The sequence below is a fragment of the Lacibacter sp. genome, from assembly GCF_057361365.1.
In genome coordinates, this window is record NZ_JBMQSG010000001.1 from 20,743 (window position 1) to 44,422 (window position 23,680).

The following is a 23,680-nucleotide window of genomic DNA, read 5'->3' on the forward strand; positions in this document are numbered from 1 at the left end:
CCTTCCAATTTTTTACGCATCAATGCCTTTACTAACCCTCACATCAGACATCGGAGAACAGGATTACCTGGCCGGGGCAGTGAAAGCCGTATTGTTACGTCAAAACCCATCTTTTCAATTAGTTGATATCACGCATCAGCTCTCTCCGTTCAATGATCCGCAGGCAGCTTACATCATTCGTAATGCTACCAAACAGTTTCCGCCGGGTACGTTTCATATTATTCTTGTAAACCTGTTTCAATACAAGCCCGATCATTTGTTGCTGGTAAAACATAATGATCAGTATTATTTGCTGGCAGATAATGGGCTCATCACCATGATACTTGAGGAAACACCACAGGAGTTAATTGCACTGCCCCTTGACAAGTTTATTACTCGAAATACTTTGGCATGTGCCGATGTGTTTGCAAAAGCCATTGACGATCTTACCAACGGTAAATTATTACAGGAGTTGGGCGATGCATCTGTTTCCATACAGGTGCGAAACCCATTGCGACCAATTACAACAAGCCAGTATATTGAAGGGCAGATCATTTCCATTGACCATTTTGAAAATGTGATTGTCAACATAACGCATGAAGAATTTGAGGCGCAACGAAAAGGCAGACGTTTTAAAATCGTATTCAAACGTGACGAAATGATCGATCGCATCAGTGAAACTTATGCCGATGTGAGTGAAGGAGAGAAGCTGGCCTTGTTCAACGCTGCCGGTTATCTTGAAATCGCCATCAACAAAGGCAATGCAGCAGGTCTATTCGGTCTGCAGGGTTTTTCTGAAAAAAGCACTAGTCAATACACGCAAAGCCGTTTGTTTTATCAAACCGTGCGGGTTTATTTTGAATAAATACTACCCGTCAAATTATCCTGTTAAAAGAATGTTGAAATAGTGGTTTATACCCTCATCTCCTTATTTTTGCCTGCCCCGCTCAAGCGGGACTATTTCTAAACCAAAGCTTCATATGAATTTTCAAAAGCTCAACAACATTACAGGCTGGATCATTGGTCTTGTATCCTGCGCTGTGTACGTGTTAACAATGGAACCAACCGGTAGTTTGTGGGATACAGGTGAATTTATTTCCTGTGCTTATAAATTAGGCATTCCTCATCCTCCGGGTGCACCTTTGTTTATTATGCTGGGTCGTTTGTTTACACTCTTTACTCCCGGCGATGCCGCTATTGGTGTAAACCTGCTTTCAGCTTTATCAAGTGGTTTCACTATTATGTTCCTGTTCTGGACCATTACACACTTTGGTCGCAGGTTGGTGCAAAAAGATAATGAAGAATTGCAAGGCAACCAGTTGTTCAGTGTAATGGCTGGGGGTGTTGTTGGTTCATTAGCTTATACTTTCAGCGATTCATTTTGGTTTAGTGCTGTTGAAGGTGAAGTATATGCATTATCATCTTTCTTTACAGCCGTAGTATTCTGGATGATCCTGAAATGGGATCATGAAGATGCAAAAGCAGGTGACGATGACCGTAAGCGCACGTTTGCCGAACGTTGGATCGTGCTCATCTTCTTCATCATGGGTTTAAGTATTGGTGTTCACTTATTGAACCTTCTTACGCTTCCTGCGATTGTGATGGTGTATTATTTCCGTCGTTATAAACCAACCCTGAAAGGTGGTATCGTTGCTTTCCTGATCGGTTGTATTATTACAGGTGTTGTACAAAAAGCGGTGATCCAGTGGAGTATTTCAAGTGCAGGCTGGTTTGATCGTTTGTTTGTAAACAGTTTTGGCTTACCATTCTTCTCAGGATTTATTTTCTTCTTTGTATTAGTAGCTGGTCTTATCTGGTTAGGCCTGCGTTATGCAAAACAAAATCAATGGCGCTTTTTGCGTTTGGGTTTGTGGAGCTTCGCATTTATGCTGATTGGGTTTTCTACTTATGTTACAACCATGATCCGTGCAAATGCCAACCCAGGCATTGATATGAATGATGTAAACAATCCAATGGCATTGGTTAGTTACCTCAGCCGTGAGCAATATGGCGACGTGCCTTTATTGAAAGGGCAAAAGTTTACAGCAGAAGCTGAAGAATATGCGGATGAAGGCGATGCTTACCAACGTGTAGGCGATCGTTACGAAGTAACCGGTCAGAAAAGAAAAGCAGTTTATCCTGCTGATCAAACAATGATGTTTCCACGTGTATGGGATGCGAGTAACGACCAAGGGCATGCAGACTATTACGCACAATTCCTCGGCATCGGTAAATACCAGGATCGGCAAACAGGAAAAATTTCTTTTGAACGTGATCCTGATATGGCAGATAACTTTAAGTTCTTCTTCGGCTACCAGGTTAACATTATGTACTTCCGTTATTTCATGTGGAATTTTGCAGGTAAGCAAAATGATGTACAAGGTTTAGGTGAACGCAGAAATGGTAACTGGATCAGTGGTATCTCACCACTTGATAATGCCAGACTCGGTAATCAAAAATTAATGCCGGATAGTTTGAAAAATAGTCCTGCTAACAATAAATACTATTTACTTCCTTTTATACTCGGCATACTTGGTGTTGTTTTTCAATACAACAAGAACAAAAAAGATGCACTCATTGTTGGCTTGTTATTCTTCTTTACAGGTTTAGCAATTGTATTGTATCTAAACCAGGCAGGCCCTCAGCCACGTGAGCGTGATTACGCTTATGTAGGAAGTTTCTATGCATTTGCTATCTGGATCGGGCTTGGTTTCTTCCAGGTGAAAGAATGGTTAGAGAAATTAATAAAAGGCGCTGCGGGTTCATATGCTGCTGCTGCACTTTGTTTCCTCGCTGTTCCTTTCCTCATGGCAGTTCAAAACTGGGATGATCATGACCGTAGCAAAAAAACAATTGCTCCTGATCTTGCAACAAACTACCTCGAAAGCTGTGCACCTAATGCCATCCTGTTTACAGTTGGTGATAATGATACCTATCCATTATGGTATGCACAGGAAGTAAAAGGTATACGTCCTGATATTCGTGTCATCAACACAAGTTTACTTGGTACCGATTGGTATATTAACCAGCTTCGTTATAAAGTAAATAACAGCGATCCTATTGATGTGATCTGGAACGAAGAACAAATTGCGGGTGAAAAACGGAACGTTGCTTATCATATTCCTCTTTCACAAACAGATACTGCTTACTACGATCTGTATACAATGATGAAAGACCAGGTTGGTAGCGATGTTGAAAATAAAATGTATCGTTCACAAGGTGGTGAAATGCTGAATTATTTCTTTAGCCAGCGTTTTAAAGTTCCTGTTGATGCAAATGTTGTTCGTCAGAACGGAACAGTTACAGCAAAAGACAGCGTGGTGAATGAACTTCGTTTCCAGGTAGGTAAAAGTTACCTCTTTAAAAACGATGCAGCTATTCTTAATATCATCGCCGCAAATAACTGGAAGCGCCCGATCTATTTTACGCAACCATATCAATTAGGTTTTGATGATTACCTCCGCCAGGATGGTTTAACTTATCGTCTTGTTCCCGTTGCAAATGCAAGAGGTACAGCCAACATGGATTGGATGTTTGATAAGATCATGAACAAATTCAAGTATGGCAGTGCAGATAAGAACAATGTTTATTTTGATGAGGAGAACCGTCGTCACATGGTGAACATTCGCAACGCACACACTATGCTTGCAATGAATTTGATTGCTGCTGGTCGCAAGGATGATGCAAAGAAAGTGTTGCAACGTGCCGATCAAATGATAAAAGATAAGAACGTGCCTTATGGACTTGCTTCACGCTATGGTAATGATCACAATGAAAAGAGTTTCTACTTTGCAATGACGGCGTTCCAGGCTGGTGATATTGAACTCGGCAAACGCATCATGGAAAGTGTCAAAAAAGATTTGCAACAACAGATGGCATTTTATGAATCGTATGTAAGTGGCGAAGGCACTACACCTTCAGAGTATGAATACCAGGTTGCAAAACAACTCGTGCAAGGTATTGATGCTGCAATAAAAGAATATGTGCAGGGAATAAAACCCGGTTCTGATACATTACAGAATAAGGAACTTCCACAAACAATAAAGAACGCAGCTGATACGCAGAAATAAAAAAATAAACCCCGGCTAATCACCGGGGTTTATTTTTATGGTTGGTTTTTTGTTTCTGGTAAATTTTTATTCTTCCGGTATTCTCTCTCTACACTCTGCACTACCGATACAACATACTTTACAACTTTTGTACTTTGCCGGTCGATCTGCTTATCCATGGAACGATACATGCCTGATGAACTGATCGATACACGTTGAAAGATTGTGACATCACTAATGTCTTTACTTAATCCCGGCTGTAAACCTGTTTTAGCACTGGGGACATACACCCAGCCAACAGGCACTGGAAATCCTGTTGCAATTAAGGTAGCGGCAGTGCCAATTCCCACAACACTAATAGCCGTGCCGATAATGTTTTCTTTTCTCCCAATAAATTTCACCCGTACAACCTGTATGCTGCAGTTACTACTTGTGGAGCCTGTATTCAATGCAAGTTTAAACGGATGGTCTTCCGTATTGTAAACCTGTGTGAACTTGGTCATTTTTTGCAGCAGCGCCTGCTTGTATTCAAATTGCTGAACAATGCCCAGATCGAGTTGAAGATGAAGGGTATCAAAGCTGGCAGTAGGTTTAAGCAGCGCTTTCGGGTGGCTGCATGAACTGGTTAAAAATAAAACGAGGCAGAAAAAGATGACAAAATTGGTAAGCCTTTGCATGAATCATGTGTTTTTTCAGGCAGTAAAATAAGGAAACAGCTGAAAAACTGGCAAGAACTTTTCAGGTTCAGTTTTTGTTATCTTATTGTCTTCCCTCTCTCGCCGGAAAAGAAGTATTGGATTTTGAAGTAAATTGTATAGTTATGATTGGACACTTTTTCTCGAAATATGATCCGTCACAAAATAATAAGTCGAAGTTTGAACAGTTGCTTGATCTGTTTACCCAACTGCTGACTTATACAAGTGGCGATGTGGCTGAAGCCATGGATTGGTTAAACCAACTCGATCGCAAATTTCAACTCACCAATGATGAGTATGGAATGGGCGATTTTATTGAAGAAATGAAAGAGAAAGGTTATCTCGAAGAAAACCAACTCACAGGCCAGTTTAATATTACAGCAAAGACAGAACAAACTATACGCAAACAATCGCTGGAAGAAATATTCGGTAAGCTTAAGAAAACAAAACAAGGCAATCACCAAACGTTTAAGCCGGGCATGGGTGATGAAATTAATCCAGAAACAAGACCGTTCCAGTTTGGTGATACATTAGAACAGATCGATTTCACGAACTCCATACGCAACGCACAGATCAATCATGGCATCGAAAGTTTTATGATGCGTGAAGATGACCTGGAAATTCGTGAAACAGATTTTAAAACGCAAACATCAACAGTGTTGATGATCGATATTTCGCATTCCATGATCCTGTATGGCGAAGATCGCATTACACCGGCAAAAAAAGTGGCGATGGCATTGAGTGAACTTATTCAAACAAAGTATCCAAAAGATACATTGGATATTGTGGTGTTTGGGAATGATGCATGGACCATTGAAGTAAAAGATCTTCCTTATCTGCAGGTTGGTCCATATCACACTAATACAGTTGCAGGTTTGGAACTGGCGATGGAAATTCTTCGCCGCAGAAAAAATCCCAACAAACAAATTTTCATGATCACCGATGGTAAACCTACTTGTTTGAAGATCGGTAAGAAATATTATAAGAACAGTTTTGGACTTGATCGGAAAGTGGTAAACCGTTGTATTAACCTGGCAGCACAATGTAAAAAGCTGAAGATACCCATCACCACCTTCATGATTGCAACTGATCCTTACCTCCAACGTTTTGTTCAGGAGTTTACTGAAACAAATCATGGCAAAGCATTTTTTGCATCATTAGACAAACTCGGTGCATTTATTTTTAAAGATTTTGAAAGCGGAAAGAGGAAGACGGTTTATTAAAGCCCCCTCCAACCTCCCCCGATAGGGGAGGCAATCAATGCACAGCCCTGGCTTATCTACACATGTTGAATTAATTTGCAATGCTGAATTGGAAGAATAAGAGCTTGGATTTGTACATGAGTACCGCTCCCTCTCTACGGGAGAGGGAGAAGGAGGGTGAGGCCAAATTGAAAATTATAAAATGAAAATATAAAAGCATTATGAGTGAACATAAAATAAAGACATTAGCTGAATTAAAGAAAAGTGGCTATCAATCGAAAAGCATTAAAGAAGAAGTGCGGCAGAACTTAATTGCGAAACTTCAGCAAAACGAAAATGTATTTCACGGAATATTGGGTTATGAAGATTCAGTAATTCCTGATGTGGAGCGTGCATTGTTGTCCCGACATAATATTTTGTTTCTTGGGTTGCGTGGACAAGCAAAAACAAGAATGGCAAGATTAATGACCGAGTTGCTCGATGAACATATTCCGGTAGTTGCAGGTAGTGAAGTAAATGACGATCCATTCAATCCTATTTCTCATTATGCAAAAGAATTGATTGCAGAGAAAGGTGATGCAACACCAATAGAGTGGGTTCATCGTTCACAACGATATGGAGAGAAACTTGCAACACCTGATGTAAGCGTTGCTGATCTTATTGGTGATATTGATCCCATTAAAGCAGCCAATCTTAAATTAAGTTTTGCTGATGAGCGTGTGATTCATTACGGCATTATTCCACGAAGCAACCGTTGCGTGTTTGTGATCAATGAAATTCCCGATCTGCAGGCACGCATCCAGGTATCGCTGTTTAACATTTTGGAAGAAGGTGATGTGCAGATACGTGGTTTCAAATTACGTTTGCCACTGGATATCTTGTTTGTGTTCACAGCAAATCCTGAAGACTATACGAATCGTGGTTCAATTGTAACCCCATTGAAAGATCGTATCGAAAGTCAGATACTGACGCACTATCCAAAAACTATTGAAACAGCATTGGCTATTACTGAACAGGAAGCTGCTGTGCATCCTGAGCAAGCGAAGAAAGTTGACATTAGTGATTTGATGAAGCGTATTATTGAGCAGGTAGCGTTTGAAGCAAGAGGTAGTGAGTATGTTGACAAGAAAAGCGGTGTGAGTGCAAGGCTTACTATTTCTGCTTATGAAAATGCAGTTAGCACTGCTGAATTACGTGCCATTCAAAACAAAGAGAAAAGTACGCAAGTGTGGATGAGTGATTTGATTGGTGTTATTCCGTCTATCACAGGAAAAATTGAACTGGTGTATGAAGGTGAGCAGGAAGGTCCTTACCAGGTAGCATTTCATTTATTGGATAAAGCTATTCGCACACAGTTTCTTCAATATTTCCCTAACCCGGAACAACTGAAGAAACGTAAACAGGAATCATCAGCCGATAATCCGTATAAGTCCATTAGTCATTGGTTCGATAAGGGAAACCAGTTAACGCTGCTGATGAACACAAAAGATGAAGACAAGATTCAGCAATTATATAGTGTGGATGGTTTATACCCATTGGTAAAAAAGTATTTCAAAGGTGCGAATGAAAAGCAAACGGCATTACTGATGGAATTCGTGTTGCATGGATTGGCAGCGTATTCAGTCATCAGCAAAAAAGTTGTGGAAGGACGAATAGAATTTAACGACCTGATGGGCAGTATCATCAACCTGAAAGCAAACAGGGAAGAAGACGACGAAGATTTTAATGAAGATGATTTTAATTGATCTGCATAAAAAAACGGCTTGATATTATCAAGCCGTTTTGCTTTTATAAGTGGTATCAAAATTTATAACCTAAAGAAATACCTCCGTAATAAGGCCAGAAAAAGTTTTCACCAAAAATGGGGTTAATGGTTGCCCTGAAGAAAATGCCACCCTTGGACGGTTGGTAACGATAACCAAAGTTGAGATGCCCCGATGTGTTTTTGAATGGCCCGTTTTCAACCGCTGATGAAGTTGGAACAAGCGTTGCACCTGCACCTAATTCAAAATAGTTTGAACCATCTTTACCAATAATATAATTGATCGTCAAAGGAACAAACACGGCGCCTTCGCCATCAATACTAAAGCCGCCAACACCAATACGGCCACCAATACCACTTTCTTTACCACTGAAACGTGTATCAAAATTAAAAGAGGCAAGGCCGGGTCCTCCAGCTTCCACAAATACTGCTTTTGCAGATTGGGCATGTGAATTAAAATGAAACAGCAAAAATGCAAATGAGACAATAAGGATTTTTTTCATATTCAAATTTTGTTTGAAACAAAGATGCATGATTATGGAATATCGCTGCTTGAAGACAATGTTAAAGCAGTAAATAATTGAGTTTACATAGCAGCAGTATCCTGGTTAAGCACAATGCGCAGGCTTTCGTACAGATCGGGGTATTGCATTTTCAATTCTGTTGGTTTTTCAAAGAACAGCTCAACTGACGTGGCCCAGAATTCATTTTTATTCCGCAAAGCATTTTCATCAAACAAGCGTTTGGCATTTGTTTTCTCTGCATTAAATACATCATCATCAATACGGTCGTAATGTTCATAATCTTCTTTGAACGGATTGCTTCGTTTTGGATTACGGAATAAATACTGCACCTGCAGCGCATGAGCCATTTCATGCAAGCCCACATTCTTACCATCGGTAGCATTTTGATAATCCTGCAGAAAATGTTTCCATGATAAAGAGATAGAATGTCCCTGTACATTACCAACCAATATGCGGAAAGGATCGTAAGCGAAATATTCTTCGGGGTGAATAATAATGTTGGAAAAATAAGGAAGCAAAAAATCTTTTAACCCGAATGTTATTTGAACTGCAGATGCAGAAATAAGAATCGGCATTTCTTTATACCCCTTTGGCGAGCAGATGTAAAAATCTTTGCTGTGAATAAAATCCTGCACCCTTTCAATAAACACTGGTTGTTTATCGGCACTTAGTTTTTGGAAGTAGGGATTGTATTTTTTGCATACGTTGTGTAATTCATCATTACTGAATTTCAACTCACCCCCTTTGTAAATAAGATAACGTACAGTGGGTTCCGGTTCTTCTCCATCATCATCGGTTTCAAATGAAGCTGTAGAAACAGGATTTTTTTGTTCTTTGATGAGCTGCTTTATTAAACGGTAAATATTAAATGCAATGATGCCACAAATGACAACCATGATAAAAGAAAAGCTTCCGGAATTATTTTCATCCTCAGTACTGGAAGGGGGATTAACAGTGAGCAATGAATTGAATATCGAATCAACATACCATTGCTGATCAAAGCTGCCCTTCAACGAATCGGGCAATTGATTATATTCTTCCACCGAATAAACAGTGAAAGCAGAATCTTTATAGTGTAATATAATTGGTACGGAATCCCTGGGCATATTTTATTCGTCAGTTAATTGATCAGGTGAATCTTCGAGTAACGCAATGTTTACATCTGTTCCTGCTATTCCTTCAACCGATCCACGTATATGCGCCGCATTCAATAATACTTTCTCCAATTGTTTTTCCCGTTGCTTCCATAATTTTTCCATCGCATCACGTTCTCGCTGAATAGACATTTTCATACTCATAAAACCTTCACGAATGGCTTTCCACTGTTCTGCAAATTCGTTTCCTGTTAAGTAATCGTACAGCATGTGCATTTTTTCGCCCTTGTTTTCCTGTCCGGTTGTGGCCTGTGCAATACGCACAATGCTATCTCTTAAAACATAAGTGAGCGCTTTTACTTCAGCAAAACTGCACACCCACACACCATCTTTTTCGCCAAAACGATCGAAGCCCTTAGGCATCGCCTGTGTAACTATGACAGCAATATCAGCCGCCTGGCTGCGCATATCGGCTTTTAATTTTTCAATCCATTGATCCGAAAAATCTTTAGTGCGTTTACTTTCAAAAATGATCTTGCCACATTCCTGTCCAAATTTATTGCGGATCAACAGCATACAATCGGCACCCTTTACACCTTTACCCACTTCTTCAATAGCGTCAAACGGAAAGGATTGACGCAGCATATCTTCCAGTTCAAGCTCCTGTGCCTCACCTTGCAATTGCATGGAGCCTTGTTCCGATTTGCGTTTCATTTCATCCACCAGTCGTTTCTGCGCTTCTAATTTTTCTTCGAGCTCCCTGTTTTTTAGTTGATACTCTGTTTCACGCAGCGACACTTTTTCTACCTCTTCTTTTCTTATTACCTCAGCTAGCTTATTACGTTCTTCCAGCAACATTTTCTGCAATTGCAGATCAAGTTCCTGCTCTTTAGACAGGAGCGCCTGTTCTTTTTTCAGGAATTCAATTTCTTTTTCACGGGCCTGCTTTAGTTTTTCCTGGCTGTCTTTATTATTTTCTTCCAGTAACCGCAACTTGTTTTCAAAATCGGCTACAATATTTTTGCGTAGCAATTCTTCTGTTTCTTTTTGTGTTCTCTTTTTTTCTTCCATCAACAACGTATCAAATTTTTGTTGTTGCTGTTTTTGCCACTCGCTCATTTTTGCACGTAATTCTCTTTGCACCTCTTCACGAATGCTGTCGCTCGGTTCAAACTCGTGACCACAGTTAGGACATTTTATTTCTGTTGACATGTATGCTCTTCTTTTTTGCAAGTTTACGTTAACGGCTCAAGGATTTTATCAGCGAAAAATCTTTTTGTGTTGTAAGCAGATACATTCCTGCATCGGCTACAGTTTTTAAAATCAAGAATACCACGCTGCCTGTTATGCCAAGAAATGATGGCACCAATATCATCAAATGCATGGGCACAATGCGCAGGTAGGGCGTAAAAAACATTTTTCCCACATTTACTTTACCTGGCTCCAATGTATTTCTCTTACGTATGAACTGGATGGTGCTTTCTATAAAAAATATGCCGGCAGTGATCAATAGAAGTTTGCTATTTACACCGCTGCTTTTTCCCACCAACAAAAAAATGGCGTACACAAAGTGGAAAAAGCCATAATGAAACAAAAAGAACCAGGCAGCACAACCCATACTGTTTTTCGATACAGGCTTGTTATTGATCGATAAACTTGTGCTGTCAGGATCTTTTACTGACTGCAGGTCGAGAAAGTTAAAAAAGCCGATCAACACGCTTTGCACCCAATAGATACAGATGATGGTATTAAACTCACCGGGTTTTTGCTGGTAATAGTAAATCAGGTAGCCGTTCATGAGTAAAAGAAACCAAAAGCCGGGATCTTTGATAATGCGTTGCAACAAGTGGATTATTTTCTTGTAAATTACTCATCTTCCGTTGTAAAGAAAATAGGAATATCCCTTAATTTACCCAAGCATAAATCGTAACTTTACCGCTACAGGAACAATAACTTACAGATCGGCCAAAAGTCATATTTATTTCTTTAACCAATGCAGTCTAAAGCAGATTCTAAACTTTTTCAAACCCTTTTCGACCACGCCAGTATTGGGATCATTGTTGTCAACTCCTTAGCAGAGATTGTGGCTATTAACAAGTTTGCCGAGGAACAGTTTGGATATTCTGAAGAGGATGATCTCCTGGGCCAAAAAATCGAAATACTTATTCCGAACCGCTATCAGCATCGTCATGAAAAGCACCGTAACGGCTACATGCACGATCCTAAAAGCAGGCCCATGGGTATTGGTCTCGATCTTTACGCTGTTAAAAAAGACGGGTCGGAATTTCCGGTGGAAATAAGTTTGGGTAACTACCATATTGATGAAGATAAGTTTGTGGTGGCGTTTGTGAATGATATTACGCTCAGGAAAAAGGCCGAGCAGGCGCTGGTGCAACTAAATGAAGAATTGGAGTTAAAAGTTGAAGACCGCACCGTTTCATTAAGAGAAACAGTTGAAAAATTAAATGAGCAGATACAGGAAACCGAAGAGAAGGACAGGGAGCTGGTAGCAGCATTAAATAAGGAAAAAGAACTGGGCGAATTGAAATCTAGATTTGTTTCCGTGGCATCGCATGAATTCCGCACGCCGTTGAGTACCGTTCTTTCAAGCGTTTACCTTTTACAGAAATACACCCATACAGAAGAGCAACCAAAAAGAGAAAAGCATATTCAACGTATAATTTCTTCGGTAAACCTCCTTACAGATATTCTCAATGATTTTTTGAATGTTGGCAAAATAGAAGAGGGACGCATACAGGCACGTTTCAGTTTGTTTGATATTGAAAAGAATATTACTGAAACAATTGCGGAGATGCAGAACGTATGTAAGAAAGGTCAGCAAATAGCCTACCAGCATACCGGCAGCACACAAGTTGAACTTGACCCTGGCATGTTTAAACATATCAGTTTAAATTTGCTGTCGAACGCTATAAAGTTTTCACCTGAAAATTCGGTGATATCGATCAGTACAACAGTTACTCCTGCTGAAATTGAAATGAAGATTAAAGACAGTGGTATTGGTATTTCAAAAGAAGACCAGGAACATTTGTTTGAACGTTTTTTCAGGGCAGCGAATGCCATTAATATACAAGGCACAGGTTTAGGTTTGCATATCGTATCGAAATATGCGGAATTAATGAACGGATACATCAGATGCAAAAGCGAAACCGACCAGGGCACTGAATTTACAATTACCTTTCAAAAACCAAGTTAACGTCACTGCATCGAAAACTTAATTACTAATACATGCTACAGATGAAGAAAATTCTGTTAATTGAAGACAATGACGACATCAGGGAGAATACGGCCGAAATACTTGAGCTCGCCAATTACAAAGTGGTTACGGCAGCCAACGGTAAACTAGGTATTGAAACTGCATTGGCAGAACAACCCGACCTCATTGTTTGCGATATTATGATGCCTGTGCTTGATGGCTATGGCGTGTTACATGCTTTGCATAAAAACGAAACGGTAAAAAATATTCCCTTCATCTTCTTAACGGCAAAAACCGAACGCAGTGATCTGCGTCGGGGAATGGAACTGGGAGCTGATGATTATATCACCAAACCTTTCAGCGGAACTGAATTGCTGAATGCGATTGAAGGACGTTTGAAAAAAGCGGATTTACTGAAAGAAGAATATTCATCAGGACTTGAAGGCGTAAACAAACTGTTGGCTGCTTCGGGATCAAAAGATGCACTCGATTCACTTACCACAGACCGTGACATTAACAAATACAAAAAGAAACAAACAGTTTATAACGAAGGCAACCGTGCTGCACGTTTGTTCTATATCGTGAAAGGAAAAGTAAAGACATTTAAAACCAACGACGATGGCAAAGAGCTGGTAGTTGGTTTATATAATGAAGGTGATTTTGTGGGATATGTAGCATTGCTCGAAGGTGGATCATACAAAGAAACTGCTGAAGCAATGGAAGACAGTGAGCTGGCGATTATTCCCAAAGCTGATTTTGATGAATTGATGAACAGTAACAGCCAGGTGGCGCAAAAATTTATTCAGCTGCTTGCAAGAAATGTGGCCGATAAAGAAGAACACCTGCTGGGGCTTGCTTATAATTCATTGCGTAAAAAAGTAGCTGATGCATTGATCAGCCTGCAGAAAAAATACCAATCAGGCGAAGGACATTTCTCCATTAATATTAGTCGTGAAAACCTGGCAAGTATAGCAGGCACTGCAACTGAATCACTCATTCGTACATTAGGCGATTTCCGTTCGGAGAAACTCATTGAGATCAAAGAAGGAAATATTGTGATACTGAATGAAAAGAAATTAGAGAACCTGATCAATTAATAGTTTAGAGAGTCTATAAAACGAAACAGCATCTGGTTGCATAATGCAGCAGATGCTGTTTTAGTTTGTTATTGCTTGCTACAAACTTTCGGTAAGATAAAGATTGAAATCTGATTTCAGTTTGCTGAATTGGCGCTCAACAATTTCCATATCCTTATGCATCTTCTTTAATTTCTTTTGCAATTCTTTTACGGTGTTTGCATCTTCCGGAATATCTTTCGAGAGCATATTGTCAAGCTCATGAATATCCTGGCGCAACATATTTACTGTGTCATCTTCTGCAATGAATTTGCTTTGAAAATATTCAGCACGTTCAAGAAACTGTTCATCAGTATCATGTTGAAGAACCTGCGAAAGGCGGGTCTTTAAATGATTATTCTCCTGCTGAATAAATTGCAGGTACCGTTTCCACGTATCACTCTCGTGCCGGAACTGGGTGAATTTTTTATTATGCGTCATAACGATTGTGATCATTGTATTTCAAAGTGAACAATTGAGTTACACTGTTTAGCAAAGCTAATTTTTGCCTCCGCCCTTGTAAATAACTGCTATCAATTGGCCTGCTGATACAAATCATTCGGTTGGGCATTTAGTGGCAAGGTATTGCAGCAGCTGGTTCGCTTGCCATTACCGGGCTTATAAACGGAATGCCAAGGTTCATACCACGTGCTATTAACAATACCGCCATCACGGTCATTAAATAAGGAACAACTCTTTTAATACGTGCACGTATTGAAAAAGAAAAACTGCTCCCTGCTATGCTTAACAATAACATTAACGGAATAGTGCCTGCTCCAAATCCACTCATGAATAATACACTCTGCTGCACCTCACTAAAATTTAACGCTGCGGCCAACGCTACATACACCATACCGCAAGGAAGTAATCCATTGATCATTCCTAAAAAAAGATAAGCTTCTTTACGATCGGTACGTAGTGCTTTGATCATGAGTTGTTGCACCGCAGTATGCAAACGGAGTGTCCATTTGGGCTGCCATGCTTTTTTCAACAAATAATAATTAATAATAAAGGCAAGGATAACTACACCACTGATGATGGATAACCATTGCTGAAATCCTGCGAGGTACAAACTGCGTCCTGCAATACCGAACAACAAACCAAACATCGAATAGGTAACGATACGGCCAACATTATACATCAATGCGGCAACACGTTGTTGCCACAATGGTAAATGTTGTACAGGCAGGGCAAGAGCCAGCGGTCCACACATGCCAATGCAGTGCAGGCTGCTGAATGCGCCTAAAATCAAACCACCTGTAATTGCTTCTGTTATCATTTTATTGTAATGCGCTGTTCGTTATAATAATTCAGTTCATCGGCCTTCCAGTTGATCTTCACTACATAGTTTGCCGGTAGAATGTTGTTACCGTTGATTACCTGTTTTCCGTTTTCATCAACAGTTAACTCAAGCCTGCGATCTTTTTTATCATCAGACGAACAATAAAGCCAGATGTTGCCGCTAACTGTTTTGCCTTTCATTTCTGTTGGCAATTGAATAACAAGTTCGTTATTGGCTTGCTTTACCTCTACAGCGCTTGCCAGGTTGTTTGCCCTGTTGGTGCCATCGATCACTTGTTGATAAGCCAGTTCTTCTTTATAATATTCTTTTGTCACCAACTGGAAATCTGTTTTCATGCTTTTGTATACCATCACAAACATGAACACAACAAAAGCGCAAAAGGCGAGTGTTAATTTATGTCCCCAATTAAGTGTCATTATTGTTAGTTTAATTGTTTGAATAAAGTGGTCCGAGGAAACTTGTTTTTACAACCGATATCTTTTCGTTACCATGATACAAGCCAACATTCAATACCGTTTTACGTTGCTGAATTCTTGACTTGGGAATAGTAATAAAAAAGGATCCTGAACCTTGTCCTTCTTTTTCTACATGAATATTTTTGCCTACCACCTGCACGCTGCCGTTGCCATCTTCCAGTTTTACGGTAAGCGGAATATCATTCATGGTTTTGTTTACTACTTTAATATTGTACAGGTTCGATACACTGTCTTGTCCTTTCTCCTGGTACAACAAACCCGGTGTGCGCATTACTGTTGCTTTCACATCTTTTTGCGATACGAGTAGGGTAGTGAGCAAAATGATCAATACCGCCAGCAGACCTGTATACATTTTCATCCGGCGTGTGTAATGCAGCTTTTCATGATTGGCAATTCCATTTTCACTCGCATAACGGATCAGTCCTTTTTTAAAGCCAACGCTTTCCATCATATGATCGCATGCATCAATACAAGCTGTGCAACCCACACATTCCATTTGGGTACCATTGCGAATGTCAATACCAGTAGGGCAAACCTTTACACATTGAAAACAATCAATACAATCACCTGCAGTGCGTTCTTCTTTCTTATTAAATTTCTTCCGCTCTTCGCCACGTTTGTAATCATAAGCTACCACCATCGAGTTCTTATCAAGCAGCACACCCTGCAATCGACCGTAAGGACAAACCACTGTGCAAGCCTGCTCACGAAAAAATGCATATACGGCGTAGAATACTGAAGCGAAAACAATCAGTGCTGCGAGCGTGCCCACATTCTCTGCAGGATGTTTCATCATGGCCCACAACTCATCTACACCAATGATGTAAGCAAGAAAGAAATTAGCAATGACAAAAGCCAGTAAATAAAACACTACATGCTTGCTTGTTTTGCGAACGATTTTTTCAGTGGTCCACGAACCGGCAGCTAATAACTTTTGATGTGAGGCACTTCCCTCAATAGCGTATTCCAGTTTGCGGAACAACATTTCCATGAAAATGGTTTGTGGACACACCCAGCCACAGAACAAACGGCCAAAAGCAGAGGTAAACAAGATAATGAACACAATAAATGTGATCATGATAATACCAAAGATGAAAAAATCCTGTGGCCAGAAAACTTTTCCAAACAGGATAAATTTTGCTTCCAGAATATTGAACAGGAACAATGGTCTGCCGTTCATTTTAATAAACGGTAGAGCAACAAACAGCAAAAAGAAAAAGAAACTTACATAAGTACGGACGTTGTAGAATTTACCTTTTGGCTTTTGCGCAAAGATCCATTTCCGTTTTCCCTGTGCATCTACTGTTGCAAGGCTATCACGAAAAGATTCTTTGTTTGATTGTGTTTGTATGTTGATACCTGTGTTCATGTATGTTTTTCATCAATTGGTTGCTACATCTTTCTTCGCTGTTGCTGTATCCTGCGCCGGAGCAGCATTTTCTTTATAGAGATCGCCTTGTTTTTCTTTTGCGTTAGGAGGATTTGTTCCGCTTAACGATTTAATATAGCTGCTGATCTGGGCAATTTGTACAGGTGAAAAATCATCCTGCCATGCTTTCATACCTTTTTCAGGCCAGCCGTATTTGATTGTTTTGAAAATATCTTTTACACCGCCGCCATGTAACCAGTATTCATCTGTAAGGTTTGGTCCTACAAGCCCTTCACCTGCTTTACCATGACAGGCTGCACACATTTGGACAAATGAATTTTTTCCCGCCTCAATAGCCGCTGCCTCTGTAATGAGGGTTACTGTGTTTTCATCAATATTATTTGCTGCTTTTGCCAAATAAGCTGCTTTTTCTTCTTCAGCATGTTGCATAGCGATTTCAAATTCCTGTTTGCTGAGCGGAGCTGTTTCTGCAATATGGTATCGCCATATATAAACTCCGGCAACAATAATGGTAACATAAAAACCATAGAGCCACCATGGCGGCATACGGTTATCAAGCTCACGTATACCATCGTAATTATGATCGAGCATAATATCCGTTTCCTTTTCAATGGGCTTAAAGCTGTTAAGCTTATCCCACCAAACTTTAATTGATGATGGTTTTGCAGCAACAGTTTCTTCAGTAACAACCTGCATTACTTTTTCTTTCGCCAGGAAACGTTTTACAAATAAACCCATCACAATAATCACCAATAATTCTACTGTAATAACTGTGGAGAGTAACCAAAACGTTGTTGCAGACAAACCGCCAATTGATGTTGGCCCTGCAGGTGCGGCAGCTTCTGCTGTTTCCTGCGCTGTTGCCATCATAGGCAACAGGAATAAGGCAAGAGCAGTTATAGTTTGCGCCGCATTATTTTTCTTCTTTTGTTTATCTAGGAAAAGACGGGCGGTTCCTAACATCACATTTGCCAATAAAGCAATCACCAATAGTAAAACAAAGATGATGGCCAGCATAGTTAATGCAAGAGGGTTATCCCAAATAGAAGGAGCAGGAGCGCTGCTTGTTGTTTGCGCTGTTGCAGCAATAGTTGTTGCCAGCAGCGGCAGCATTAACAGCAGCTTTCGTAGAAATGATGGAATATTAGTTGATCTGTATGTGAACATGGCTTTAAGTTTTGTAGTTAGTCTAATGGAATTCGACTGCATTCATTCATATCTTTTTTGCTTGCACGAACTACATAAATAAATACGGCGCAGAAAAAAATGAAGAAGATGAGAAAAGAGGTCAACCCGTAAAAACTTACGTTGCTGATTTTTTCGAGGTAGTTGATAAATTTCATTTTACTGTCTTTACGTGTTTGAGTTATTCAGCTGATGCTGTTTCAGTTTTCTTCTCTGCTTTAATATCTTTTCCTAACCGTTGCAGGTAAGATATTAGAGCAACAATCTCTTTGTTTGCAGGCGTTTCAATCTTATCCATTTTTAAACTGATGCGAATACTGTTGGCCTGGGTCATAAGATCTTTATTTGCCTGTTGATCGTAACCTTTAGGATAAGGAACACCCAAAGTTTGCATGGCTCTGATCTTAGCAGGTGTTGAAGCTGTATCAAGATTGTTATCAAGTAACCAACTATAACGTGGCATAATAGAACCAGGCGACATCAATGATGGCTCCATCATGTGATTGTAATGCCAGCTATCAGGATACTTTCCGCCCACACGTGCAAGATCTGGTCCCGTACGTTTACTTCCCCACTGGAATGGATGGTCGTATATAAATTCACCTGCTTTTGAATATTCACCATAACGTGCTACTTCATCACGGAAAGGACGCACCATTTGAGAGTGACAGGTATAGCAACCTTCACGTATGTAAATATCACGGCCTTGCAATTCCAATGCAGTGTAAGGTTTTACACTGGTGATAGTGGGCACGTTTGATTTAATAAGGAATGTTGGAACAATTTCAAGAATACCACCAATAGCCACAACAATCAAACTAAATACTAATAATGTTGCTGGTCTTCTTTCGATCCAACGATGCCAGTGTTCTTTTGTATGTGATGTATGTTTTACTAATGGAGCTGCTTCTGCTTCTTCATTTGCAATGAATGAACCTTGCTTTGCCGTTTTGTATAAGTTGTACACCATCATGATTGCACCAACGAGGTAAATTGATCCACCTACGCTCCGTGTGATGTACATGGGAATAATGTTGGTAACAGTTTCAAGGAACTGAAATTTCAACTGACCTGATTCAGTAAACGTCTTCCACATTTCTGCCTGTGCAAAACCTGCCCAGTATAAAGGCACTGCGTAAATAACAATACCGATAGTGCCTAACCAGAAATGGTTGTTGGCTAATTTTTTTGAGTAAAGATTAGTGCCCCACATTTTTGGAACAAGCCAGTAAAGCATACCAAAGGCCATAAAACCATTCCAGCCTAAACCACCAATATGCACGTGACCAACGATCCAATCGGTAAAGTGTGCAATAGCGTTCACACTTTTTAAACTCAGCATAGGGCCTTCAAAAGTTGCCATACCATAACAGGTAACAGCCACAACAAAGAATTTCAGCACCGGTTCTTCACGCACTTTATCCCATGCACCTCTTAAAGTAAATAAACCATTGAGCATACCGCCCCAACTAGGAGCAATCAACATAACACTAAACACAACACCTAATGATTGTGCCCAGTCTGGCAGGGCGGTATACAGCAAATGGTGAGGGCCCGCCCAGATGTAAATAAAAATGAGCGCCCAGAAGTGGATAATGGATAAACGATATGAGTAAACGGGTCTGTTTGCAGCTTTAGGAAGAAAGTAATACATCAAACCAAGAATGGGCGTTGTTAAAAAGAACGCAACGGCATTATGACCATACCACCATTGCACTAACGCATCCTGCACACCTGCATACCAACTGTAACTTTTAAACATTGAAACCGGAATTTCAAATGAGTTTACAATATGTAGCATGGCAACTGTTATCCATGTGGCGATGTAAAACCAGATGGCAACATATAAATGACTTTCTCTTCTTTTAAAAATGGTACCGAACATATTTACACCAAACACAACCCACACCAACGTGATCATAATATCAATGGGCCACTCGAGTTCGGCATATTCTTTACCTGTAGTAAAACCAAAAAACAAAGTGATAGCTGCGGCAACAATAATTAATTGCCAGCCCCAGAAATGTATCCAACTTAATTTATCGCTGAACATTCTTGCCTTACACAAACGTTGCAGCGAATAATAAATACCGGTAAACATACAGTTGCCAACAAATGCAAAAATGATAGCATTGGTATGAATGGGACGAAGACGGCCAAATGTAGTTCCGGCAATATCAAGCGATGCTGCAGGATAATAGATCTGGATAGCTGCCCACAAACCACCGAGCATACCCACTACTCCCCAAATGGCCGTTGCATTGGCAAAGTATTTTACGATCTTGTTGTCGTAGTAAAATTTTTCTAGTTGCATAATTTCAGTTTACTATTGTTTTGAGTTGTTCGTTGTTTGCGTGGCCTGCGTTTCAGATTTTGCAGGTGTGTTATTGTCAAATAAAATGCGCATGGGTGGCGAAGTCTCATCGTCGTACTGCCCGTTTTTCACGCTCCATAAAAATGCCCCGAGAAAAATGGCGGCTACCGATATACTGGCGATCAATAATAAAATGATGACACTCATATGCTCTTATTTTCGGGTGTAAAACTATTTTTAGTGCAGGGGATGAGGACTGACCATGATCAGACAAATGGTTGACTCTGATCAAATGCAGCATGATGGCCATCAGTTTTTTTCTAATTCAGCCTGAGAAAACGTGAGTAGAGCGAAGAAGCTCCAAAGGTGAGCAGGATGATGCTTAATGAACTGGAAGGCATTAAAATAGCTGCCACCAGGGGTGATAATATTCCCTGTAAAGCGAATGTGAGACCGATAATATTATAAACGATCGATAGTATAAAGCTGGCGATCACCACTTGCTTGTTGGCTTTGGTAAAGTGGAGATAGTTTGAAAGCTGGCTGAGCCGATCGGCTTCCAGTATTCCATCGCTGGCAGGGGTAAAATTGTTGGTGCTTTCAGTTACGGCAATACCGGCATCGCTTTGTTTTAAGGCGCCTGCATCATTTAATCCATCGCCAATCATGATGACTTTCTGACCTTTTTCCTGCAGCTCTTTAATATAATTGAGCTTGTCATGTGGTTGTTGGTTGAAAAATAATTTTACATCCATGCCAAGTTCCTGCTGCAGGTTTAGTCGTTCACCTTCATTATCGCCTGAAAGAACAGAAATGCGGTATTGTTTGCTCAACTGTCTTACCTGGTTAAAAATGGAAGGACGATAATGATTACGGATATGAAAGTGACCAAGCAATACACCATCAACAGAAACGTAAACTGAACTGCCGTTGAATACGGTTACTTCTTCGCCCGTAACAAACTCGGCAGAGCCAAGTGTGATAATGCGATGGTTAACAATACCGCTGATTCCACGACCTGTGGTTTCACTAAACTGTCTTACTTCGTACGCTGTATCGTTACGCAATTCTCTTGCAAGCAGTTTGCTTAACGGATGGGTGCTTTGCGCAGCAACTGCTGCTATGCTTCCTGCAATTTCATCATTAAAATTTTCACCAGTGTAAGTAATATCCTGTTCTTCTGTTGTGGTAAGTGTACCGGTTTTATCAAATACCAGGTGATTTGCATTTGCCATTTCTTCAATGGTTTGTGCATTGCGCAAATACAATTTGTTTTTGCTAAGAATGCGTAACACATTTCCATTCGTGAAACTGTTGCTGAGTAATAAAGCGCAAGGGCAGGCAACGATCAATATCGTGGTTACCACATTCCATGCTTTGCCTCCGTCATAAAAACTCCAATATAAAGCACCAATAGCCGCCAATGCAAACACAACCCATGTGAAGTAACGGCTGAGTCCATCCACAAAAGATATTTTTTGTGGCTTTGCTTTATCATCGTTGTTCCATAAACGGGTGAGGTAGCTTTGTGATACTTCTTTCATCACCAGCAATTCGATATTTCCGCCGGTTTGTTTTCCACCTGCATACAGCAATTCGCCCATGTCTTTTAAAACAGGTAGCGATTCACCCGTAACAAAACTATAATCAATAAATGCTTTTCCTCTTGTGAGTAAACCATCAACAGGAATTAATTCTTCATTATGAATAAGAATGGTGTCGCCACTTTTGATATCGGGTAAAGCAGTTGGAATTTCCTGTTTGTCTTTTAACACCGTTACAGCAATAGGAAAATAGGACGTGTAATCACGTTCGAACGATAATTGCTGGTAAGTTTTTTCCTGCAACACACGGCCAACCAACATAAAGAAAACAATGCCACTCATTGAATCGAAATAACCACCACCGGTATTGCTTAGCACTTCGTATAAACTTCTGCCAAACGTCATAATGATGGCCAGGGCAATAGGCGCATCGATATTGAGATATCTATGCTTTAAACTTCCCCATGCACTTTTGTAAAAGGGGAGAGAACTATACAGGAAAACAGGAATAGCTAATATGAGGTTGAAATACCTGAACAGCGATTGCATACTTTTTTCTGCTCCTTCCAAACCGAGGTACTCAGGAAAACTCATGAGCATAATGTTGGCGAAACAAAAACCAGCCACACCCAGTTGATAAATAAGACTGCGTTGAATTCTTGGCTTGGCCTGTTGAAGATTTTGCAAACTGATGTAGGGCTCGTAACCAATACTGGTTAGCAATTCTGCAATTGACCGAAGCGATGTTTTCTGCTGGTCAAAAACAATGGCTACTTCTTTCCTCGTAAAGTTTACACGTGAGGAAATAACTGCTGTATTTAAGCGGTGCAGGTTTTCCAGCAGCCACAAGCAGGAACTACAATGGATCTGCGGTAAATAAAATGTTACATGCGTTTGTTCCGTATCACGAAAGGAGATGAGCTGCTGCTCTATCTTATCGTCATCCAGAAACGAAAACTTGTCTTTACGAACTGTAATGCGCTGGCTGGTGCCGGGATTTTTATTTAACTCATAGTAATCGCAGAGATCGCTTTGGTTAAGCACCTGGTACACGGTTTTACAACCCTGGCAACAAAAGTTTTTGTCGGCGAGTTGTATTGTTTCGTTGATGCATTCATCACCACAGTGATAGCATTTTACTGCGTTCTTTACAGTCGTGTTCATAACAGGGTGCAAATTAAAACTGGACTGCTGGCTGCTTTCTGACCAATATCAGAAAACGAACTGACGATGCTCATCTGCACAAAAAGCCCCGCCACAAATCGATTGCGGCAGGGCCCGGGTTACAATCCCGCCATTGGCAGGACTATTTTACAGCGATATGTTTGCCCGCTGCGAGCTTTTTAGCTTCCTCTCTTTTTGGAAGCATGAGTTTCAACACACCTTCTTCATATTTAGCTTCAATTTTTTCTTTGTTTACCTCTTCTGGTAAAGTAAAGCTGCGGCTGAAAGAAGAATAGCTATACTCTCTCCTTGTATATTGTAGTTCTTTTTCTTCTTTGTTCATTTCTTTTTCGCAGCTGATGGTAAGCATATTGCCTTCCACATCAATATTGAAGTCTTCTTTTTTCATGCCGGGTACTGCTAAAGAAACTTTGTATTCTTCTTTAGTTTCAACAATGTTTACTGCAGGCATTGTCATTGTGTTGCCTGTGTAAGTGCCGCCATTATCAAACCATTCGTTCCAGGGTTTGAAAAAATCATTAAATACCGTAGGCAGCATGCCGGGTTTTGAAAGCGCTCTTGTTGACATATACACCTCCTTGTTTTATAATGAGTGAATAATTTTCTATACTAAATATAGCTTCCACAACGTCGGATTTCAAGAACCTGC

21 protein-coding genes and 1 pseudogene are annotated in these 23,680 nt (G+C 40.2%); 7 read left to right on the forward strand and 15 right to left on the reverse strand.

Annotated elements, in window-relative coordinates; genetic code table 11:
- Positions 1–22 precede the first annotated feature (22 nt).
- Both ACO1QW_RS00125 and ACO1QW_RS00130 read left to right on the forward strand, forming a co-directional pair.
- A complete protein-coding gene (locus ACO1QW_RS00125; RefSeq protein WP_486254555.1) occupies positions 23–844 on the forward strand; it encodes an SAM hydrolase/SAM-dependent halogenase family protein in 822 nt (273 codons plus the stop codon).
- Between the two features lie 115 nt (positions 845–959).
- Entirely contained in the window at positions 960–4,049 is a 3,090-nt protein-coding gene (locus ACO1QW_RS00130) for a glycosyltransferase family 117 protein (RefSeq protein ID WP_486254557.1), read from the forward strand.
- Positions 4,050–4,084: 35 nt separating this feature from the next.
- On the opposite strand, the gene ACO1QW_RS00135 is transcribed toward ACO1QW_RS00130, so the two are convergent.
- Positions 4,085–4,705, reverse strand: coding sequence for a hypothetical protein (locus tag ACO1QW_RS00135; protein WP_486254559.1), 621 nt, complete (start codon positions 4,703–4,705; stop codon positions 4,085–4,087).
- Between the two features lie 143 nt (positions 4,706–4,848).
- Between ACO1QW_RS00135 and ACO1QW_RS00140 the strand changes: the two genes are divergently transcribed.
- The gene (locus tag ACO1QW_RS00140) at positions 4,849–5,946 is read left to right on the forward strand and encodes a vWA domain-containing protein (RefSeq protein ID WP_486254561.1); all 1,098 of its coding nucleotides are present in this window, start codon (positions 4,849–4,851) and stop codon (positions 5,944–5,946) included.
- A 200-nt stretch (positions 5,947–6,146) separates the two neighbouring features.
- Complete coding sequence (locus ACO1QW_RS00145) at positions 6,147–7,670, forward strand: magnesium chelatase ATPase subunit I (protein WP_486254563.1); 1,524 nt, start codon at positions 6,147–6,149, stop codon at positions 7,668–7,670.
- Between the two features lie 55 nt (positions 7,671–7,725).
- Here ACO1QW_RS00145 and ACO1QW_RS00150 read toward each other — a convergent pair whose 3' ends face one another.
- The 4 genes from ACO1QW_RS00150 to ACO1QW_RS00165 all read right to left on the reverse strand — a co-directional run bounded on the left by ACO1QW_RS00150 (position 7,726) and on the right by ACO1QW_RS00165 (position 11,151).
- The gene (locus ACO1QW_RS00150) at positions 7,726–8,190 is read right to left on the reverse strand and encodes a hypothetical protein (RefSeq protein WP_486254565.1); all 465 of its coding nucleotides are present in this window, start codon (positions 8,188–8,190) and stop codon (positions 7,726–7,728) included.
- Positions 8,191–8,273: 83 nt separating this feature from the next.
- Positions 8,274–9,317 (reverse strand): zinc-dependent peptidase, encoded by a 1,044-nt coding sequence (locus ACO1QW_RS00155; protein WP_486254567.1) that lies wholly within the window; start codon positions 9,315–9,317, stop codon positions 8,274–8,276.
- A 3-nt stretch (positions 9,318–9,320) separates the two neighbouring features.
- Positions 9,321–10,517, reverse strand: a complete 1,197-nt coding sequence (locus tag ACO1QW_RS00160; RefSeq protein ID WP_486254569.1) for a DUF2130 domain-containing protein — start codon at positions 10,515–10,517, stop codon at positions 9,321–9,323.
- A gap of 28 nt (positions 10,518–10,545) precedes the next feature.
- Positions 10,546–11,151 carry a DUF6498-containing protein gene (locus tag ACO1QW_RS00165; protein WP_486254570.1) on the reverse strand — a complete coding sequence of 202 codons (606 nt, stop codon included), beginning with the start codon at positions 11,149–11,151 and terminating at the stop codon, positions 10,546–10,548.
- A gap of 147 nt (positions 11,152–11,298) precedes the next feature.
- Between ACO1QW_RS00165 and ACO1QW_RS00170 the strand changes: the two genes are divergently transcribed.
- Together ACO1QW_RS00170 and ACO1QW_RS00175 are read left to right on the forward strand one after the other, a co-directional pair.
- Entirely contained in the window at positions 11,299–12,519 is a 1,221-nt protein-coding gene (locus tag ACO1QW_RS00170; RefSeq protein ID WP_486254572.1) for a PAS domain-containing sensor histidine kinase, read from the forward strand.
- 41 nt (positions 12,520–12,560) lie between these two features.
- Positions 12,561–13,616, forward strand: a complete 1,056-nt coding sequence (locus ACO1QW_RS00175) for a response regulator (RefSeq protein ID WP_486254574.1) — start codon at positions 12,561–12,563, stop codon at positions 13,614–13,616.
- 78 nt (positions 13,617–13,694) lie between these two features.
- Here the strand turns inward: ACO1QW_RS00175 and ACO1QW_RS00180 are convergent, their stop codons facing one another.
- The 9 genes and pseudogenes from ACO1QW_RS00180 to ACO1QW_RS00220 form a co-directional block, all read right to left on the reverse strand.
- A complete protein-coding gene (locus ACO1QW_RS00180; RefSeq protein WP_486254576.1) occupies positions 13,695–14,090 on the reverse strand; it encodes a hypothetical protein in 396 nt (131 codons plus the stop codon).
- A 115-nt stretch (positions 14,091–14,205) separates the two neighbouring features.
- Positions 14,206–14,913 (reverse strand): sulfite exporter TauE/SafE family protein, encoded by a 708-nt coding sequence (locus ACO1QW_RS00185; protein ID WP_486254577.1) that lies wholly within the window; start codon positions 14,911–14,913, stop codon positions 14,206–14,208.
- Positions 14,910–15,353 (reverse strand): FixH family protein, encoded by a 444-nt coding sequence (locus ACO1QW_RS00190; RefSeq protein WP_486254578.1) that lies wholly within the window; start codon positions 15,351–15,353, stop codon positions 14,910–14,912. Before ACO1QW_RS00190 ends, ACO1QW_RS00185 begins: the two co-directional genes overlap by 4 nt.
- A gap of 10 nt (positions 15,354–15,363) precedes the next feature.
- Complete coding sequence (ccoG, locus tag ACO1QW_RS00195) at positions 15,364–16,782, reverse strand: cytochrome c oxidase accessory protein CcoG (RefSeq protein ID WP_486254580.1); 1,419 nt, start codon at positions 16,780–16,782, stop codon at positions 15,364–15,366.
- Between the two features lie 12 nt (positions 16,783–16,794).
- Positions 16,795–17,970, reverse strand: coding sequence for a cbb3-type cytochrome c oxidase N-terminal domain-containing protein (locus ACO1QW_RS00200; protein WP_486254582.1), 1,176 nt, complete (start codon positions 17,968–17,970; stop codon positions 16,795–16,797).
- 199 nt (positions 17,971–18,169) lie between these two features.
- Positions 18,170–20,302, reverse strand: coding sequence for a cytochrome-c oxidase, cbb3-type subunit I (gene ccoN, locus ACO1QW_RS00205; protein WP_486254583.1), 2,133 nt, complete (start codon positions 20,300–20,302; stop codon positions 18,170–18,172).
- A 12-nt stretch (positions 20,303–20,314) separates the two neighbouring features.
- Complete coding sequence (gene ccoS / locus ACO1QW_RS00210; RefSeq protein WP_486254585.1) at positions 20,315–20,509, reverse strand: cbb3-type cytochrome oxidase assembly protein CcoS; 195 nt, start codon at positions 20,507–20,509, stop codon at positions 20,315–20,317.
- Positions 20,510–20,622: 113 nt separating this feature from the next.
- Positions 20,623–22,446: a heavy metal translocating P-type ATPase gene (locus ACO1QW_RS00215; protein WP_486254626.1), complete on the reverse strand. Its 1,824-nt coding sequence runs from the start codon at positions 22,444–22,446 to the stop codon at positions 20,623–20,625.
- Positions 22,447–22,767: 321 nt separating this feature from the next.
- A pseudogene (locus tag ACO1QW_RS00220) lies at positions 22,768–22,971 on the reverse strand (heavy metal translocating P-type ATPase metal-binding domain-containing protein); the annotation flags it as partial.
- Here ACO1QW_RS00220 and ACO1QW_RS00225 point away from each other — a divergent pair.
- Positions 22,912–23,052, forward strand: coding sequence for a hypothetical protein (locus tag ACO1QW_RS00225; RefSeq protein WP_486254628.1), 141 nt, complete (start codon positions 22,912–22,914; stop codon positions 23,050–23,052). The pseudogene ACO1QW_RS00220 and the gene ACO1QW_RS00225 overlap by 60 nt on opposite strands.
- A gap of 100 nt (positions 23,053–23,152) precedes the next feature.
- Here ACO1QW_RS00225 and ACO1QW_RS00230 read toward each other — a convergent pair whose 3' ends face one another.
- Positions 23,153–23,599 carry an Hsp20/alpha crystallin family protein gene (locus ACO1QW_RS00230; protein WP_486254587.1) on the reverse strand — a complete coding sequence of 149 codons (447 nt, stop codon included), beginning with the start codon at positions 23,597–23,599 and terminating at the stop codon, positions 23,153–23,155.
- Positions 23,600–23,680: the final 81 nt, after the last annotated feature.

Excerpts from the sequence above, each read along its gene's own strand:
- ACO1QW_RS00150 (WP_486254565.1), bottom strand. The coding sequence starts at position 8,190 with ATGAAAAAAATCCTTATTGTCTCATTTGCATTTTTGCTGTTTCATTTT.
- ACO1QW_RS00155 (WP_486254567.1), bottom strand. The coding sequence starts at position 9,317 with ATGCCCAGGGATTCCGTACCAATTATATTACACTATAAAGATTCTGCT.
- ACO1QW_RS00135 (WP_486254559.1), bottom strand. The coding sequence starts at position 4,705 with ATGCAAAGGCTTACCAATTTTGTCATCTTTTTCTGCCTCGTTTTATTT.
- ACO1QW_RS00170 (WP_486254572.1), top strand. The coding sequence starts at position 11,299 with ATGCAGTCTAAAGCAGATTCTAAACTTTTTCAAACCCTTTTCGACCAC.
- ACO1QW_RS00190 (WP_486254578.1), bottom strand. The coding sequence starts at position 15,353 with ATGACACTTAATTGGGGACATAAATTAACACTCGCCTTTTGCGCTTTT.
- ccoN (WP_486254583.1), bottom strand. The coding sequence starts at position 20,302 with ATGCAACTAGAAAAATTTTACTACGACAACAAGATCGTAAAATACTTT.
- ACO1QW_RS00175 (WP_486254574.1), top strand. The coding sequence starts at position 12,561 with ATGAAGAAAATTCTGTTAATTGAAGACAATGACGACATCAGGGAGAAT.
- ACO1QW_RS00145 (WP_486254563.1), top strand. The coding sequence starts at position 6,147 with ATGAGTGAACATAAAATAAAGACATTAGCTGAATTAAAGAAAAGTGGC.
- ACO1QW_RS00130 (WP_486254557.1), top strand. The coding sequence starts at position 960 with ATGAATTTTCAAAAGCTCAACAACATTACAGGCTGGATCATTGGTCTT.
- ACO1QW_RS00200 (WP_486254582.1), bottom strand. The coding sequence starts at position 17,970 with ATGTTCACATACAGATCAACTAATATTCCATCATTTCTACGAAAGCTG.
- ACO1QW_RS00140 (WP_486254561.1), top strand. The coding sequence starts at position 4,849 with ATGATTGGACACTTTTTCTCGAAATATGATCCGTCACAAAATAATAAG.
- ACO1QW_RS00215 (WP_486254626.1), bottom strand. The coding sequence starts at position 22,446 with ATGCTCATGAGTTTTCCTGAGTACCTCGGTTTGGAAGGAGCAGAAAAA.
- ACO1QW_RS00230 (WP_486254587.1), bottom strand. The coding sequence starts at position 23,599 with ATGTCAACAAGAGCGCTTTCAAAACCCGGCATGCTGCCTACGGTATTT.
- ACO1QW_RS00125 (WP_486254555.1), top strand. The coding sequence starts at position 23 with ATGCCTTTACTAACCCTCACATCAGACATCGGAGAACAGGATTACCTG.
- ACO1QW_RS00160 (WP_486254569.1), bottom strand. The coding sequence starts at position 10,517 with ATGTCAACAGAAATAAAATGTCCTAACTGTGGTCACGAGTTTGAACCG.
- ACO1QW_RS00185 (WP_486254577.1), bottom strand. The coding sequence starts at position 14,913 with ATGATAACAGAAGCAATTACAGGTGGTTTGATTTTAGGCGCATTCAGC.
- ccoG (WP_486254580.1), bottom strand. The coding sequence starts at position 16,782 with ATGAACACAGGTATCAACATACAAACACAATCAAACAAAGAATCTTTT.
- ccoS (WP_486254585.1), bottom strand. The coding sequence starts at position 20,509 with ATGAGTGTCATCATTTTATTATTGATCGCCAGTATATCGGTAGCCGCC.
- ACO1QW_RS00180 (WP_486254576.1), bottom strand. The coding sequence starts at position 14,090 with ATGATCACAATCGTTATGACGCATAATAAAAAATTCACCCAGTTCCGG.